Raw genomic sequence first — 16921 nt, forward strand, 5'->3', positions numbered from 1 at the left:
ATGCGACCCAAACGTCTGGACAGCAAGAGCGGTTGCGCGGTCGAGGTCACGCTGTCGGTGATCGGCGGGCTGTGGAAGCCGGTGATCCTGTTTCACCTGCTGGAGGAGAAGAAGCGCTTCATGGAGCTGACGCGCCTGCTGCCGAACACCACGCAGCGCATGCTGACGCTGCAGTTGCGCGAGCTGGAAGCCGACGGCATCGTTGCCCGACATGTCTATCCGCAGGTGCCGCCGAAGGTCGAATATGAGCTGACCGAGTTTGGGCGAACGCTTGCGCCGGTGCTGATCAGCCTGCGGGAATGGGGCGAGTCGTATCGTGCGCACGGGTTGGGCGAAGGGTCGGGTGAGGCGGCGGGCGAGGCGCTCCGGGCGGGTGAGCGGACCGTACGCAAGAAGCGCGAGGCGCGGCCGAAAGCGGCCGTGTAGCGGGGCGTGACGTGGCGCGCGCCGGTGGAGCCGGCGCGTTTTCATTGTGTCGAAGCGCATGACATGATTCGACGTGCGAATTGATGGTCGATGTGATTGACGTCGTGCTTCCCTGCTGCTTCTCGCCGATTTTCATCGAATTGACTTGAATCGATTCGATGGGATGCGTGTGGGACCGGCCCGGGGCATGCGTGCCGTGGTGCGCGAAAAGATCGATGCTCGATTCGGGCCGGTGCCGCGCGAATAATCGGGGTGCGGTTTGCAATGAACCGCTGGAGGGTCAGGCGCCCCGCGATATTTTTCCGTTTCCCGTTCCAGCTTGTCCGGATAACTAATCGACAAGACAGGCCGGATGGAATCGTTTTCCGGCGTCCCGATGTCACGGCGGATACGGGCGTCGTTACGTTACGGCGCCGGGAACGCGCAGCTGAAATGCTGCTCGGCCGGGCGGCCGGCGCGGCGCAATGCGCAATTTTATTGTTCTTATCTTTGCTCCGATGGGCAAAAAAGCGGGCGGTGCGATGGGTTTCACCATTGGCACGCTCCATGCTGTGACCTCCGGGCGGTATCCAGGTTAATACCAACCGACATGAGAGGTCGAGCATGAAAAAAACTTTCAAATTGACGAATCTGGCGCTGTCCGCTGCAGCGGCATTCGGACTGGCGGGGGGCGCGCCGGTTCATGCGGGCACGCTGGATGTCCTGACGCTGCCGGGGGCAATCGGCGGCGTCGGCGTGAGCGCGGCGGGCGCAAGCGGGCCGGACATCGTGCCGGCGGGCGGCGGCATCAGCCTGGGCGGCGCGGGATCGGGCAGCTTCACGGTGGCCTTCGGCGATCCGGATGCCGGACAGGGCATCGACATCAGCGCGGGCCTGACGGGTTCCGCGAGCGCGTCGCTCAGCATCGGCGACGGCAGCGGGGTGGTCGAGCCGCTGACAGAGGCGCTGGGCGGCGCAGTAGGGGCGCTGACGGGCACCGTCAATACGGTGCTCGGGACGCTGGGCAGTGTGAGTCCCGCGGGCGTGCTGAACGGAACGATCAACTCGGTGACCGGCGTGCTGGGCGGGGTGGGCGTCGGCGGCAATCCGCTCGGGGCCCTGACGGGGGCGGTCAATACGGTGTTCAGCAGCCTGTGCGGTGTGAATCCGGTCGGCGCATTGAACGGCGTGCTTGGAACGCTGACGAATGCGCTGGGCGGCCTGGGCGGTGGAGGAAATCTGCTCGCGCCGCTGACGGGTGCGGTCAACACGGTGATCGGGACGCTCGGCGCGTCGAATCCGGTGGGCGCGTTGAATGGCGCGATCGGTGGCGTGACAGGCGCGCTGGGTGGTGTGGGCAGTGGCGGTGGCGTGCTTGCACCGGTGACGGGCGCGTTGAATGGCGCGGTTGGCGCGGTGACGGGCACGCTCGGCAGCATCGGCAGTGGCGGCGATCCGCTCGCGCCGGTGACGGGTGCGGTCAACACGGTAGTTGGCACGCTGAGCGGTGAGAATCCGATTGGTGGGTTGAGCGGCGCACTCGGCACGGCGACGGGCGCAGTGAATGGCGCGGTTGGAACGGTGACGGGCGCGTTGGGTGGCATCGGCGGCGGTGACCCGCTTGCGCCGGTGACCGGTGCGGTGAACACGGTAGTCGGGACGCTGAGCGGCGCGAACCCGATTGGTGGGTTGAACGGCGCACTCGGCACGGCGACGGGCGCGGTGAATGGCGCGGTTGGAACGGTGACGGGCGCGTTGGGTGGCATCGGCGGCGGTGACCCGCTTGCGCCGGTGACCGGTGCGGTGAATACGGTAGTCGGGACGCTGAGCGGTGCGAACCCGATTGGTGGGTTGAACGGCGCACTCGGCACGGCGACGGGCGCAGTGAATGGCGCGGTTGGAACGGTGACGGGCGCGTTGGGTGGCATCGGAGGCGGTGACCTGCTTGCGCCGGTGACCGGTGCGGTGAACACGGTAGTCGGGACGCTGAGCGGTGCGAACCCGATTGGTGGGTTGAACGGCGCACTCGGCACGGCGACGGGCGCAGTGAATGGCGCGGTTGGAACGGTAACGGGCGCATTGGGTGGCATCGGAGGCGGTGACCCGCTTGCGCCGGTGACCGGTGCGGTGAACACGGTAGTCGGGACGCTGAGCGGTGCGAACCCGATTGGTGGGTTGAACGGCGCACTCGGCACGGCGACGGGCGCAGTGAATGGCGCGGTTGGAACGGTGACGGGCGCGTTGGGTGGCATCGGCGGCAGCGACCCGCTTGCGCCGGTGACCGGTGCGGTGAACACGGTAGTCGGGACGCTGAGCGGTGCGAACCCGATTGGTGGGTTGAACGGCGCACTCGGCACGGCGACGGGCGCAGTGAATGGCGCGGTTGGAACGGTGACGGGCGCGTTGGGTGGCATCGGCGGCAGCGACCCGCTTGCGCCGGTGACCGGTGCGGTGAACACGGTAGTCGGGACGCTGAGCGGTGCGAACCCGATTGGTGGGTTGAACGGCGCACTCGGCACGGCGACGGGCGCAGTGAATGGCGCGGTTGGAACAGTGACGGGCGCGTTGGGTGGCATCGGCGGCAGCGACCTGCTTGCGCCGGTGACCGGTGCGGTGAACACGGTAGTCGGGACGCTGAGCGGCGCGAACCCGATTGGTGGGTTGAGCACGGCAACGGGAGCACTGGCCAACGCCGGTGGCGTACTGAGCGGAGCGCTGGGTACCGCAACGGGCGCGCTGGCCGACACCGGCGGCGTGTTGAACGGTGCCGTCGGCACGGTGACCGGCATGCTCGGCAACGCGGGCGGCGCACTCGCGCCGGTAACAGGCGCGGTGACCGGCGTCGTCAATACGGTGACCGCGACGGCGAGCAATCCGATTGCGCCGATCACCAGCATTGTCGGCAGTTTGGGCAGCGCGCTGCCGGTCGGCAACCTCGGCAATCCGGTCGGTGTCGTGAGCGGCGCGGTAGGCGCGGCAACGGGCGCCCTCGCCAACGCGGGCGGCGCACTGAACGGCGCGGTGGGCACGGTGGCGGGCACGCTCGGCAACGCAGGCGGCGCGCTTGCGCCGGTAACAGGCGCGGTGACCAGCGTCGTCAATACGGTGACCGCAGCGGCGAGCAACCCGATTGCGCCGATCACCAGCATCGTCGGCAACCTGGGCAGCGCGTTGCCGGCCGGTGCGCTGAACGGCGCGGTGGGCGGCGTGACGGGAGCGGTGGGCGGCGTGGCCGGCGCATTGCCGCCAGCCGTGAGCGCGACGGGCGGACTCGTCAATACCGTGGCGGGCGCCGTGACGAGCGTCGCGGGCGGCGGCGCGGCGTCGATCGGCCAGGTCGGCGGCGCGACGGCATCGCTGGTCGGCTCGGTGGCCGGTTCGGCCGGCGGCCTGCTCGGGGCGGGGGGCGGTGCGCTCGGTGCGGTGGCGAACACGACCGGTGCGCTGGCGGGCACGGGTGCGGCCGCACTGGGTACGGTCGCGACGGCGACCGGCTCGACGGTGGGCACGCTCGCCAACGCGACCGGGTCCGCGGTCGGCGGCGTCGCGGCGACGTTGCCGAGCCTGACGGTGTCGGTGACGAATCCGTCCGCGCATGGCAACAGCACGGCGGCCAGCCCGCTCGCCCCGGTGACCTCGCTCATATCGACGCTGACGAGCGGCGTACCGAAGTAGTCAGCTGGTCAGCGGCGCCCGGCGCTCCGGGTTCCGCTGACCGTTATCCGACAGCATGGGCTGTCGGTCCGCGGCATGGCGATGACGTCATGCCGCCTTTTTTCGAGGGGCGTCCCGCGCGGACTAGTTGGCGCAGGCCGGCACGACCGGATCGTTGCTGCCGGTATAGACGTAACCGTCGGAGACCCACTGGTTCGAATTCAGCCGGTACCACAGCCGCGTCGCGCCCCAGTTGCCCTGCACCGTATCGCCGTACGCGAAGCACGCGAGCGTCACCGTCGCGCCGTTCGCCACGCTGCCCACGACCGATGCGGACAGCGACGGCGCGTCGCGCAGGTTCACGTTGCCGGGCGCGCGGATCGGCGCGTCGACGGTGCGGCCCGGTTCGGGCGGGCCGCCGCTGTCGTCCGAGCCGTAGTTGGTCAGCGCGGCCTGTACGCCGACGCGGCGCTGGTTCCGTACCGCGTAGCCGCCGTACGCGGAGGGCCCCTCGAAGAACTGCCAGCCGCCGATCGTCTTGCCGTTGACCGGCACTTCCGTACCGCCCTGGCTCAAGGACAGATGCACGTGCGCGCCCGTGGTTTGCCCACCGCACGGCAGCGCGTTGCCGATGCGGCCGAGGTAGTCGCCCTGGCGGATGCGCGCGCCGTTCGCGACCTGAGCGAGCTGCTCCATGTGGTAGTAGGTGGTCTCGTAGCCGTTGTCATGAACGAGCTTGACGATCGCGCTGCCGTTGCGCTCGCAACTTCTGTACAGGTATGCGTCGCGCGCCGCGAGTACACGACCGTCGCCGCCCGAGAAGTCGAGCGAGTTGTACGGACGGCTTTCTCCGCTCCAGCCGTGCGCGCCGCCGGTCCAGTACCACGCGGTGTCGCGTTGCCACGGCAGCGCGAGTCCGGTCTGTCCGGGGGCGGCCTTCGGTTGCCCGCCGGCCGCGCCGCGTCGCGGATCGAGCTGCGCGCGTTCGGCGGGGCCGACCAGCGCGGCGGGCGCCGCGCCCAGCAGCGCCGCGTAGGTTGCGTCGCCTTCGACGCCGACCCGCCATGCACCCTGCGCGCGCCGCGCGACGAACAGCTTGCTGACGGGGTCGGCCGCCACGCCGTCGGGAACGATCTGCGTGGCGGCGCCCAGCACCCAGTCGCCGTCGGGCGTGACGCGGATCGTCTCGACCAGGGCATCCTGCCCTGCTGTGGCCAGGGTGGGCGCCTGTTTGCCGAGCCGCGTCGAAAACGCCTGCCGGGCCGCCTGCTGAAGCGCGACGTCGGCATCGGCGGCCATCGCGGCGCCGCCCTGCAGGCAGACCGCGAGCAGCGGGATGACGAGATATCGGGAAGCACGGTGAGCGCGGCGCGTGATCATGCGGTCTCCTGGTCGATGAGGGTGGGATAAATCGGAATCCTTACGGTTTGGTAACCATAGCGAGATTTGCGAAAAAGTAAACCTTCGGCGAAGGAAATCGTGCGACACCGCATCCATTGCCCGGCGATCGCGCCGATTGTTTCGGCGCGCACGTTTGCGCGTTTGTGTCGAGGGTGCGTGAGAGGAAACGATCGCCTGGGTCGTGTCGTAAAGTCTTATAGTGCAGGCACCCGGATGCGCAGCGCGACGCGCCTCCGGGCTCCATGCCAGGACGATACGAATGATATTGGGCAGAGTGCCCTGAGAGGACCAACATGAAGAAACTGATCAACGATGTGGGTACGGTGGTGCCCGACATGCTGAACGGCCTCGTCGCGCTGAATCCGCACCTGTCGTTGCTGCAGGACACGACGATCGTGGTGCGCGCGGATGCCGACGCGGCGGCCGCGCGCGGCGAGGTCGCGCTGATCTCGGGCGGCGGCGCAGGCCACGAGCCGGCGCACGGCGGTTATGTCGGGCTGGGCATGCTGAGCGCGGCGGTGGCGGGCGAGGTGTTCACGTCGCCGTCGACGGACGCGGTGCTCGATGCGATCCGCGCGGTCGCGGGTCCGGCGGGCGTGCTGCTGATCGTGAAGAACTATACGGGCGACCGCCTCAACTTCGGCCTCGCGGCGGAGATCGCGCGCGCGGAGGGCATCCCGGTCGAGATGGTGGTGGTCGCCGACGACGTCGCGCTGTCGGCGCGAGGCGAGCATGCGGGGCGGCGCGGCCTCGCGGGCACGGTGCTGGTGCACAAGATCGCCGGCGCGGCGGCGGCCGAGGGCCGGCCGCTCGCCGAGGTCGCGCAGGCGGCGCGCGACGCGGCCGCCGCGCTCGGCACGATGGGCGTCGCGCTCACGCCGTGCACGGTGCCGGCGGCGGGCAAGCCCGGCTTCTCGCTCGCCGACGGCGAGATCGAATGGGGGCTCGGCATTCATGGCGAGGCGGGCGTCGAGCGCGGTGCGCTCGAACCGGCGGATGCGATCGTCGCGCGCCTGCTCGACCGGATCGTGACGGATCTCGCCCCGGCGCGCGGCGAGCGCGTCGCGCTGCTCGTCAATAATCTCGGCGGCACACCCGCGAGCGAACTCGACATCGTCGCGGCCGCCGCGCTGCGCGAGCTGGATCGTCTCGGCCTGCGGGTCGAGCGCGCGTGGGCCGGCACGTTCCTGAGCGCGCTGGAGATGGCGGGCGTGTCGCTGACCGTGCTGCGGCTCGACGACGCGCGGCTCGCGCGACTCGATGCGGCTTCGCGCACGAGCGCGTGGCCTGTGCATGGCGGCGCGCTCGCGGCGGTGGTCGCGAAGGCGGCGCCCGCCGCGCCGCGCGCGCAGTCGGCCGAGGCGCGGCTCGCGCGCGACGCGGCGCTGCGGCGCGCGATCGAGGCCGTGTGCACGAGCCTGCTGGCGTCGGAGGCATTGCTGACCGAGATGGATCAGCGCGTCGGCGACGGCGATCTCGGCATCAGCCTGTCACGCGCGTCGCACGCGATGCGCGATGCGCTCGACGATTGGCCGTCGGCCGAACTGCCCGCGGCCGTGCTGCGCGAGATGTCGGCGACGATCCGGCGCGTGGTCGGCGGCACGTCCGGTCCGCTGTACGCGATCATGCTGATGCGCGCCGCCGCCGCGCTCGACGGCGTGCGCGAACCCGATGCGCATGCCTGGGCGCGCGCCTTCTCGGCGGCTGTCGATGGCGTGATGGAATTGGGCGGCGCGCGGCCCGGCGACCGCACCATGGTCGATGCGTTGCAGCCGGCGGCCGATGCATTGCGCACGGCGCTCGAGGCGCGGGCCGTCGACACGGCGGCCGCCTTGCGCGCGGCGGTCGAGGCGGCCGAGGCGGGCGCGGCGCGCACCGCGTCGATGACGCCGCGCCGCGGCCGCTCCAGCTATATCGGCGAGCGGGCGCTCGGGCATGCCGATCCGGGCGCGCACGCGGTCGGCCTGTGGCTCGCGGCGGTGCGCGACGCGCTGGTGGGCTGAGCATGACGTCGCGCGGGTGCATGCTGCACGCGTCCGCGCGACGGCTCGAAGCGCCTCAGGCGAGCCGCACGATACGGCGGCGCGGCCAGACCAGGCGGTAGTACAGGGTTTGCAGCAGGAGCATGGCGATGAAGGTCGTCGCGCAGGCCCACCAGATGCCGGCTAATCCGACCCGGGCGTTCAGCCAGAACGCGAGCGGCAATTCGATGCACAGGATCGCGCCGATCGCGAGCGCGGTCGGACCGGCGACTGCGCCGCTGGCACGCATCGCGCCGACCAGCACGTTCGCGCAGCCGAGCACGACCACGCTCCAGGCGACGATGTGCAGCAGATCGAGTGCGCGCGCAACCACTTCCGGCGCGGTCAGGAACGCGCCGACGAGCCACGGCGCGCAGCCGTGCACCAGGGCCACGATACTTCCGGTGAACAGCAGATTGAGCCGCAGGCCGGTGCCGACGATCGCGCCGATCCGTTCCGCGCGGCCCGCGCCGATGGCGTGCGACGCGAGGATCGTCGTCGTGATGCCGAGCGACATCGCCGGCAGCTGAATCCAGCTCATCACTTGCGTGACCGCGCCATAAGCCGCGGTCGCATCCGATCCGTGACGGTTCACGAGGCCGAGCAAGGCGAATTCGGCGAGCGCCATCGTCAGCATCTGCAGCGCGGCGGGCACGCCGATCCGCAACATCTTCGCGGCGATGGCCGGCTCGATGCGCAGGTTCCGCAGCAGCGCGTGGTCAGGCGCGAGCGGATGCCGGCGGCGACGCCAGTGCCACGCGGTCCAGAGCAGCGCGAGCGTGAAGGCCGCGAGCGTCGATACCGCGGCGCTCGCGACGCCGAGGCGCGGCAGGCCGAACCAGCCGCGGATCAGCGCCGGCGTGCACGCGAGCGAGAGCACCGTGGCGAACGCGAGCGTGCGCAGCGGCGTGACCGCGTCGCCGACGCCGCGGCTCATCGAGGTGGTGAGCCACATCAGCAGCACGATGGGCATGCCGGCCAGCATCAGCGTCGCATAGCGGCTCGCCTCGTCGAGCACGTTGGCGGGCGTGCCGAGCCAACGCATCAGCGACGCGGCGCCGAAGCCGCCGCCGATCGCGATCACGACGCCCACGCAGAGCATCAGCGCGAGCGCGGTGCCGGCGATCGCGCGCACCTTCGGCAGATCGCCCGCGCCCCACGCGTGGCCGATCAGGATCGTCGCGCCGGTGCTGAGGCCGATGATGATCGAGAGCAGCAGGAAGAACACCGGAAAGAACGCGGAGACCGCGGCGATCGCATCGACGCCGAGCATCTGCCCGAGGTAGAGACCGTCGATCGTGCCGGCGGCGGATTGCAGCAGATTGGTCAGCATCATCGGCAACAGGATCGCCAGATAGGTTTTCCATAAAGGCCGCACGGGCGGCGGGGCGAGGGTGGTCCGGGTGGACATGCGGGATTCCTTTGGGCAAAGCGACGCCATGACGCGCGGCGGACCGCGCGACGTCGCGTGAAGTGACGAACGGGAAAGGGGGCGCGGCGCGCGTGCGCCGCGCGGGTCAGGCGTCGGGCGCTGCCGTGTCGGCGTCGACCGCGGACGCGAGCCATGCCGCGTGTTCGCGGACATCGCGCGGCCAGCCGGCGATACAGGCGTCGAAGCGCGCCGCGTCGCGCGCGAACAGCGCGCGGGTGGCCTCTTCGAAGCCGGGCAGGTCGCCCGCGAGCGCCGACATGAAGTGATACGCGCGTTCCTGCTGCTGACGTGCGCGGTCGCGTTCGCCGTGCTTGCGGCGGGCGTCGTCGACCATCTTGCGCAGCGCGACCGAGGCGCCGCCCGGCTGCGTCGCGAGCCATTCCCAGTGACGCGGCAGCAGCGTGACTTCGCGCGCGATCACGCCGAGCTTCGGCCGGCCGCGCCCGCGGGCGGCGGGCGCGGCGTCGGCGTCGTCGCTTGCCGACGCCGACGCGCCAGCGGGCGCCGGCGTGTCGGGATAGCGCGCCCGGATCGCCTCGTCCGGCCCACGCGTATCGACGTCGATCGAGCGGCCGGTGCGGTTGTCGAAAATCAGGATCGACGCATTGGCATCGCGATCGAGCGCGTGCCGGGTGGCGAGCGCGATGGCCTGCAACGAGCCCGAGGCGAGACGCCGGTGGCCCGCGAAGCTCGTGTAGGCGGGAAAGGCGGAATGAGAAGTCATGACGGACACCGAGGAACAGGATGGTTCGAATAATACCCGGGTATTATTCGAGGTGCAATATTACCCGGGTATTATTTTGAGGGGGCGCGTCATGCATGCCGCGCGGGCGGCGGGGTGAACAGCGGCTGCAACTCGGGGGCGAGCGATCTCAGCAATTGCACCGCGAGCGCGCTCGTGAAGTCGTAGCGCGCCGCGTAGGGCTCGTGGGCATACGCGGTCAGCACGCCGAAGAAGCGCTCGCCGATCGCGAACACGAAGGTGGCGCTGCGGTTGACCTTGCGCGATTCGACGAGGCGCGCGCCCGGCGCATAGACGTTGAAGCGCTGGTCGCCGGTGCCGGTCTTGCCGTAGATCTCGAAGGTCCTGCCGTCGGGCAGCGTGAGGCCGGAGGCGAGCCGCCGCGCGGTGCCGTCGAGCACCACGTCGCGCAGCATGCGCCGCACGACGGCGACGATCTCGGGCGGCAGCATCGTGCGAGGCTGCGCCGGCGCGCGCGCGAAGCGCGTTTCGTAGGGCGTGTCCGGCGCGAACGTGAGCTGCGTGATGCTTTGCGTCGGGGCGTCGTTGCCGCCGTTCGCGATCATCCCGATCAGGTGCGCGAGCGCATCGGGCTGGTCGCCGGACGCGCCGATCGCGGCCGCGAGCGACGGCGTGAGATGGGCGAACGGGTAGCCGTACGCGCGCCATTCGCGGCCGATCGCATCGTAGGCGCGCAGCTCGATCATGCGGCGGATGCGGCGGTCCTGGGTGGCGTGATAGCGGGTCTTGTAGAGCCACGAATAGGTGGTGCGCCGCACGTCGCTGCTGGCGCCCTCCACGTCGTCGAGGGTGGCGCCCGGATGCGCGCGCAGGTAGGCGAGCGTCCACAGCGCGAGCGGATGCACGCTCGCGATGTAGCCGCGATCGTTGAGGTTGAAGCGATCGACGCCGTACTTCGCGTACAGCGCGGCGAGCGCGTCGTCCGGCAGCGTCGCGGCCGGCGTGCCCTTGAGCGTCGCGCGCATCCAGGCGTCGAACCAGGCGGGCGGGCCGTCGGGCGCGACGCTGCGCAGCACCGTGGCGATCTTCGGCGGCGATTTGCGCACGTTGCGCAGCATCGCGGCGAGCGCGTCGTCGTCGGTCCGGCCCGCGTAGCGCGTGTAGAAACGCTTCACGTAGACGCGGCTCTCGTCGTCGACGAAGCGGTCCAGGTAGCGCGCGCGGGCCGCGGGATCGTCGAGCCAGGCCGACGCGGGCCCGGAGGTTTCGATCATCTCGTAGTGGACGATGTCGCGCATCAGCCGCACGAACACGAGGTTCACCGAATGCGTGAACGCGGCGTGCACGGTCAGGATCCGGCCGTTGTCGATCTTGTCGAAATTGGTGAACGCTTGCGCGCCGCCGCCCGTATAGAAGGTCTCGCCGGCGCTCGCCGAGTATTTGCGTTCGATGGCCGCGTCGAGCATGGCCGGCAGCGACGGGTCGCGCGCGCTGGCCAGGTAGGACAGCGCCCAGCGGGTCAGCGTATCCGACGGATCGGGCTTCAAGCCGGCGCGTTCGGCGGCGGACAGCGGGGCGTAGCGCGCATGCAGCGCCGCGATGATGCGCAGGTAGGTGACGAGGGTGCGCAGCTTCGCGGTGGAGCCGAGATTGAGGCGCGCGCCCTGGTTGATGTCGAACGGCTCGTTGACGCTGTCCGTCTGCACGCGCAGCAGGTTCGCGCCGCCGCGCCGTTCGTACAGCGTGAAGCTGTAGGTCAGGTGCGACGGATCGTCGGCGGGGCGCAGCATCTCGAAGCCGTAGAGGCCGGCCGCCTGCGCGCCCGCGCGCGTCGCGACGCCCGCGAGGCGCGCGGACACGGCCTGCTGCACGCGGTTGTCGAGCGTGTCGGTGGCGTCGAGGTCGAGCCGGTCGAGCGCGTAGAAACCGGGCGTCCCGAGCGCGTCGAGCAGATGCGCGCGCGCGGAGGTCACGGCCTTGCGCGTGACGAACGATTGGGCCGGCGCGCGCGCCGGCGCCGGACTGAGCGCGATCGACGCGCCGAGCGCCGCGTCGCGCAGGGCCGGCGTGATCACCTCGTTGGCGGCGAGCAGGCGCAGATAACTGTCGGTCAGGCGCTGCAGCGCCGGGAAGTCGCGCTGCAGGTAATAGGAGGGCGCGCGCTGAGCGATCAGCAGCGACAGCACCTCGCGAAACGCGAGCGCCTGCGCGGCGAGCTGGTCGGGCGTCGCGGGCGCGGCGAGCAGGCGGTTGACCTCGTCGAAGTCGCGGTCGTACCACGCGGCGAGACCGTCGCCGATACCGATCACTTCGCCGAGGTGCGGACGGGCGGCGAGCGGCACCGCGTTCAGGTAGCGCGCGACGAGCGCCTCGCGCGCGGGCAGGGTTTGCGGCCCGTGCAGGTACGCGCGCAGCGACGCGGACGCGATCTGCCGCAGCTTCTCCGGCGGCGTCGCGGTGCGGCCGCCCGGCGAGTGACGGAATTTCTCCAACTGGGTCGCGAGCGTGCTGCCGCCGGGCGTGGCCTGGTGCGGCATGACGAAACGCAGGCCCTGATCGGCGAGCGCGCGGCCGAAACGTCCCCAGTCGAGGGCGGGGTTGCGTTCAGGCGCGGCGGCGTCGAGCAGCGTGCGATCCTCGATATACAGCAGCGCGGCGACGACGACGGGCGGGATCGCGTCGAACGACGGGTAGATCCGCGCGGGGTAGCGGGCCGTGTAGAGCGGTGCGCCCGTGGCGTCGCGCAGCGTGAGGCCGGTCTGGTCTTTTTCGTCGTAGGGGGGAAACAGGCCGGCGTCGGCGAGCGCGCGCATGCGGTCCGACTGCCGCGCCTGCGCCGTGACGATGAAGCCGCGCGATAGCAGGCGCTGCTCGATCGCGGGCAGCGCGGTGTAGCCGAGCCGCAGGTCGTAGGGGCCGTCGCCGGGGAAGCGGAGCGCGTTGCTCGGCCCGGCGCCGGGCTGATAGGCGAGCGTCTGGTCGTAGCGGGACAGGTAGCGCGCCTGCAGCCGCGAACTTTCGAGTTCGAGCTGACACAGCTTCGCGACGGCGGCGAGCGTGATGACGCTCAACGCCAGCAACCACAACCAACGCTTCCGCATCGATGCAACACCGATCGAGCGGAGCGGAATCCGAACCAGCGGCCGATTCATGGCGGCATCTCCCGGCAGGGACCGGAGCGTGCCGGATCCTCTTTCGTAGTGTAGTCGCCAAACCGAAAATGCCACGGTCGGGAGTGACCCGGGGTTCATGAAGGCGTCGACGGTCGTGGGCGGGCTTGTGGATGGCGCGCGCGGATTGGTACCATCGTCCGCTGTTGGTTCCGTTCATTTTTCGGCCGGTTGCCCGTGCGTTCGCGTCGGGCGCGCTGTTTGAGCCGGTTCGCCCAGCTTGCCAATCCGATGCACTATTTCACCCGAACCCTGATGTGCGCCCTTGCCTGCGTGACGTGCACGCCGGCGAGCCGGGCGGACGTCCCGTTCACCGACGCGCAACTGACGCCGCAGGCGGCGCTGATTCATATGAAGGCTGTCGACTATTGCGGGAAAGGCGCGGCTGACGATCGCGTGGCCTGCGAAAACGATTTCATCACCATGGCCAGCCAGATACTCGCGACGCAGCCCGGCATCGCGCCGCCCGGCGCACGCGCGGCGGACCACGCGGCGGCCGTCGCGGACGCCGCGCGTCGCCGCCTGCCTGCCGCCGAGCGCCTCGCCTCGCTCGCGCCGGCCGACAGCCCGGACCCCGGCCGGGATCCGGCGGCGCAGATGATCGGCTTGTCACGCGCGTGCGAGAAGCTGTTCCCGGAGACGGCCGCGCAGGCGAACGCGCAGCGGCTCGCCGCGCTCGAGGCGCAGAGCCCCGAGATCCATCGCGAGGCGGTCGCGCTGGAAGCGGACCGGTCGGTGGCGGCGCGCCGCCGGATCCACGCGGCCGAAGCCCAGTTCGGGTGGGATGGTCAGCTCGCCAAGCTCGTCTGCACGCTGTCCTGAGGCCGCGGCCCCCCGGTCTCGCGGGGGCGGCTCAGGGTGCGGGAACCTGCTCATCGGATCCGACCCTTGCAACTGTTACACTTTCCGCACTGCGGCATCGGTGCGTCGAAATCGCCAGAAAGCCCGCCGGGCGGGGCATTGAGCGAGATCAGGCCGATCGGGGAAGGATCCTGGGGCGGTTCTTGAATTTGTCAAAACCCGTCCATATAATTAGCACTCGCTGCACTAGAGTGCTAACAATTCTCTGCCGGGCTTCCGGCCCGGCAGATTCCCTCAGCGTTCTTCAGTCTCAATCAAGAGAGGAGTGAGTATGAACCTTCGTCCTTTGCACGATCGCGTGATCGTCAAGCGTCTGGATCAGGAAACCAAGACCGCGTCGGGCATCGTGATCCCCGAAGCCGCTGCAGAAAAGCCGGATCAAGGTGAAATCCTGGCCGTCGGCCCGGGCAAGCGCGACGACAAGGGCGCGCAGATCGCGCTCGACGTGAAGGTCGGCGATCGCATCCTGTTCGGCAAGTACGCTGGCCAGACCGTCAAGGTCGACGGTCAGGAACTGCTCGTGATGCGCGAAGAAGACATCATGGCCGTGGTCAACGCTAAGTAAGCGTTCGCCAACGTACCCATTCTCAAAGAATCCCAAGGAGTTAGAAGATGGCAGCTAAAGACGTCGTATTCGGCGATTCCGCCCGCGCGAAGATGGTCGAAGGCGTGAACATTCTCGCCAACGCAGTGAAGGTCACGCTGGGTCCGAAGGGCCGCAACGTGGTGCTCGAGCGCAGCTTCGGCGGCCCGACGGTCACCAAGGACGGTGTGTCGGTCGCGAAGGAAATCGAGCTGAAGGACAAGCTCCAGAACATGGGCGCGCAAATGGTCAAGGAAGTCGCTTCCAAGACCAGCGACAACGCCGGCGACGGCACGACGACGGCAACCGTCCTCGCGCAATCGATCGTTCGCGAAGGCATGAAGTACGTCGCATCGGGCATGAACCCGATGGACCTGAAGCGCGGCATCGACAAGGCAGTCGCAGCGGCTGTCGAAGAGCTGAAGAAGATCAGCAAGCCGTGCACGACCAACAAGGAAATCGCGCAGGTCGGCTCGATCTCGGCGAACAGCGATTCGTCGATCGGCGATCGCATCGCTGAAGCGATGGACAAGGTCGGCAAGGAAGGCGTGATCACCGTCGAAGACGGCAAGTCGCTGGCCGACGAGCTGGACGTCGTCGAAGGCATGCAATTCGACCGCGGCTACCTGTCGCCGTACTTCATCAACAACCCGGACAAGCAAGTCGCCGTCCTCGACAACCCGTTCGTGCTGCTGCACGACAAGAAGGTGTCGAACATCCGTGATCTGCTGCCGGTGCTCGAGCAAGTCGCGAAGGCTGGCCGTCCGCTGCTGATCATCGCGGAAGACGTCGAAGGCGAAGCGCTCGCGACGCTGGTCGTGAACAACATCCGCGGCATCCTGAAGACTGTTGCGGTCAAGGCGCCGGGCTTCGGCGATCGTCGCAAGGCGATGCTGGAAGACATCGCGATCCTGACCGGCGGTCAAGTGGTGGCGGAAGAAACCGGCCTGACGCTCGAGAAGGCGACGCTGGCTGAACTGGGCCAGGCGAAGCGCATCGAAGTGGGCAAGGAAAACACGACGATCATCGACGGCGCAGGCGAAGCCGTGAACATCGAAGCGCGCGTGAAGCAAGTGCGTGCGCAGATCGAAGAAGCGACGTCGGACTACGACCGTGAAAAGCTGCAAGAGCGCGTGGCCAAGCTGGCCGGCGGCGTGGCAGTGATCAAGGTCGGCGCTGCGACCGAAGTCGAAATGAAGGAAAAGAAGGCACGTGTCGAAGACGCACTGCACGCCACGCGCGCAGCTGTGGAAGAAGGCATCGTGGCCGGCGGCGGCGTCGCGCTGATCCGCGCGCGCACCGCGATCGCGGGCCTGACGGGCATCAACGCCGACCAGAACGCCGGTATCAAGATCGTGCTGCGCGCGATGGAAGAGCCGCTGCGCCAGATCGTCACGAACGGTGGCGAAGAGGCGAGCGTCGTGGTGGCGGCAGTTGCAGCGGGCAAGGGCAACTACGGCTACAACGCGGCAACGGGCGAGTACGGCGACCTGGTGGAAGCCGGCGTGGTCGACCCGACCAAGGTGACGCGCACCGCGCTGCAAAACGCGGCATCGGTCGCGGGCCTGCTGCTGACGACGGACGCAGCGGTTGCCGAGCTGCCGAAGGAAGACGCACCGATGCCTGGCGGCATGCCGGGCGGCATGGGCGGCATGGGCATGGATATGTAATCGGCGTTACGCCGCTTGCATTGAGGAACGCGCGGCGACGCGCGTTCACCCAATAAAAAACCCGCAGCGATGCGGGTTTTTTATTGGGGCCGACGGATCGTGCACCGCGCCGGCGGCCGGGGCGGGCGCGCCGCCGCGTTCAGCCCGGCGCGCTCTTGCCGGCCGCGGTCGGCCGGGTGGCGGCGGGTTGCAGCAGCGCTTCGTCCTCGTTGCTGCGCGCCCAGAAGAAGCGATCCGGCAGATACGCGCCCATGCCGGGACGGAACGCGTCGCGCGTGGCCTGATACAGGTACTCCTGCGCCTCGCGCACCGCCTCGGGCGGTTCCTGCCCGTTCGCGAGCAGCGCGGCGATCGCCGCGCCGAGCGTATCGGTGACGCCCATCAACCGGTGCGGCGTGCGCTCCCACAGATCCTGCCGGATCTGGCCTTCCTCGCCGTACAGCGTGTTGACGAGGCGGTGCGAGCCGGTCTCGGTCGCCAGGATGTATTCGCAACCCTGCGCCAGCAGGTGCGAGATCGCGGCGTCGAGATTCGGCGCTTCGGCGTCGCCGTCCGGCTGCGCGAGCGCGATCAGCGTCGCGTGGTCGGCGACGAGCAGCGTGGTCTGCGGCGCGAGCAGGTCGGCGATCGATTCGCGCAGGTCGTCGGCCGCGAGCACGTGCTCGTCGTCGAGCGTGAAATCCGGCGCGAGTACGAGCGGCACGCCGTCGTAGTCGGCGACCACCTCGGCGATCGCGCTCACGACTTCCGCGCGGGTCGCGGCGCCGATCTTGAACGCGGCCACCGGCATGTCTTCGAGCAGCATGCGCGCCTGCGCGGCGACGGTGTCGGGATCGAGCCCGGTCACTTCGTCGCAGGCGGCGGAATCGCGCACGGTATAGCCCGTCAGGACCGACACGCCGTGGCAACCCATGCTCGCCAGCGTCAGCAGGTCGGCCTGCAGGCCGGAGCCGCCAGTCGGATCGGACAAGCCGAAGGAGAGGACGATCGGGGGGGCATTGCTGGACATGGAAAAATGGGG

11 protein-coding genes are annotated in these 16921 nt (G+C 69.5%); 6 read left to right on the plus strand and 5 right to left on the minus strand.

Annotated features, from left to right (window positions below):
* Both Bsp3421_RS16130 and Bsp3421_RS16135 read left to right on the plus strand, forming a co-directional pair.
* A complete protein-coding gene (locus Bsp3421_RS16130) occupies positions 1–426 on the plus strand; it encodes a winged helix-turn-helix transcriptional regulator (protein WP_274001452.1) in 426 nt (141 codons plus the stop codon).
* Between the two features lie 603 nt (positions 427–1029).
* On the plus strand, positions 1030–4080 hold the full coding sequence (locus tag Bsp3421_RS16135; RefSeq protein ID WP_274001453.1) for a beta strand repeat-containing protein: 3051 nt from the start codon (positions 1030–1032) through the stop codon (positions 4078–4080).
* A gap of 123 nt (positions 4081–4203) precedes the next feature.
* Here the strand turns inward: Bsp3421_RS16135 and Bsp3421_RS16140 are convergent, their stop codons facing one another.
* Complete coding sequence (locus tag Bsp3421_RS16140) at positions 4204–5439, minus strand: peptidoglycan DD-metalloendopeptidase family protein (RefSeq protein WP_274001454.1); 1236 nt, start codon at positions 5437–5439, stop codon at positions 4204–4206.
* Between the two features lie 314 nt (positions 5440–5753).
* On the opposite strand from Bsp3421_RS16140, the gene dhaL reads away from it, so the two are divergent.
* Complete coding sequence (gene dhaL / locus Bsp3421_RS16145) at positions 5754–7463, plus strand: dihydroxyacetone kinase subunit DhaL (RefSeq protein WP_274001455.1); 1710 nt, start codon at positions 5754–5756, stop codon at positions 7461–7463.
* Between the two features lie 55 nt (positions 7464–7518).
* Here the strand turns inward: dhaL and Bsp3421_RS16150 are convergent, their stop codons facing one another.
* The 3 genes from Bsp3421_RS16150 to Bsp3421_RS16160 all read right to left on the minus strand — a co-directional run bounded on the left by Bsp3421_RS16150 (position 7519) and on the right by Bsp3421_RS16160 (position 12768).
* Entirely contained in the window at positions 7519–8892 is a 1374-nt protein-coding gene (locus Bsp3421_RS16150) for an MATE family efflux transporter (RefSeq protein ID WP_274001456.1), read from the minus strand.
* A gap of 106 nt (positions 8893–8998) precedes the next feature.
* A complete protein-coding gene (locus Bsp3421_RS16155; protein WP_274001457.1) occupies positions 8999–9637 on the minus strand; it encodes a DUF2239 family protein in 639 nt (212 codons plus the stop codon).
* A gap of 89 nt (positions 9638–9726) precedes the next feature.
* On the minus strand, positions 9727–12768 hold the full coding sequence (locus Bsp3421_RS16160) for a transglycosylase domain-containing protein (protein ID WP_274001458.1): 3042 nt from the start codon (positions 12766–12768) through the stop codon (positions 9727–9729).
* Between the two features lie 219 nt (positions 12769–12987).
* On the opposite strand from Bsp3421_RS16160, the gene Bsp3421_RS16165 reads away from it, so the two are divergent.
* The 3 genes from Bsp3421_RS16165 (at position 12988) to groL (ending at position 15900) form a co-directional block, all read left to right on the plus strand.
* Positions 12988–13608: a hypothetical protein gene (locus tag Bsp3421_RS16165; protein WP_274001459.1), complete on the plus strand. Its 621-nt coding sequence runs from the start codon at positions 12988–12990 to the stop codon at positions 13606–13608.
* Positions 13609–13918: 310 nt separating this feature from the next.
* Entirely contained in the window at positions 13919–14212 is a 294-nt protein-coding gene (groES, locus tag Bsp3421_RS16170) for a co-chaperone GroES (RefSeq protein ID WP_274001460.1), read from the plus strand.
* Positions 14213–14259: 47 nt separating this feature from the next.
* Entirely contained in the window at positions 14260–15900 is a 1641-nt protein-coding gene (gene groL, locus Bsp3421_RS16175) for a chaperonin GroEL (protein ID WP_274001461.1), read from the plus strand.
* Between the two features lie 139 nt (positions 15901–16039).
* Here groL and Bsp3421_RS16180 read toward each other — a convergent pair whose 3' ends face one another.
* Positions 16040–16909 carry a hydroxymethylpyrimidine/phosphomethylpyrimidine kinase family protein gene (locus tag Bsp3421_RS16180; protein ID WP_274001462.1) on the minus strand — a complete coding sequence of 290 codons (870 nt, stop codon included), beginning with the start codon at positions 16907–16909 and terminating at the stop codon, positions 16040–16042.
* Positions 16910–16921 lie beyond the last annotated feature (12 nt).

The organism is Burkholderia sp. FERM BP-3421 (assembly GCF_028657905.1).
Taxonomy (GTDB): domain Bacteria; phylum Pseudomonadota; class Gammaproteobacteria; order Burkholderiales; family Burkholderiaceae; genus Burkholderia.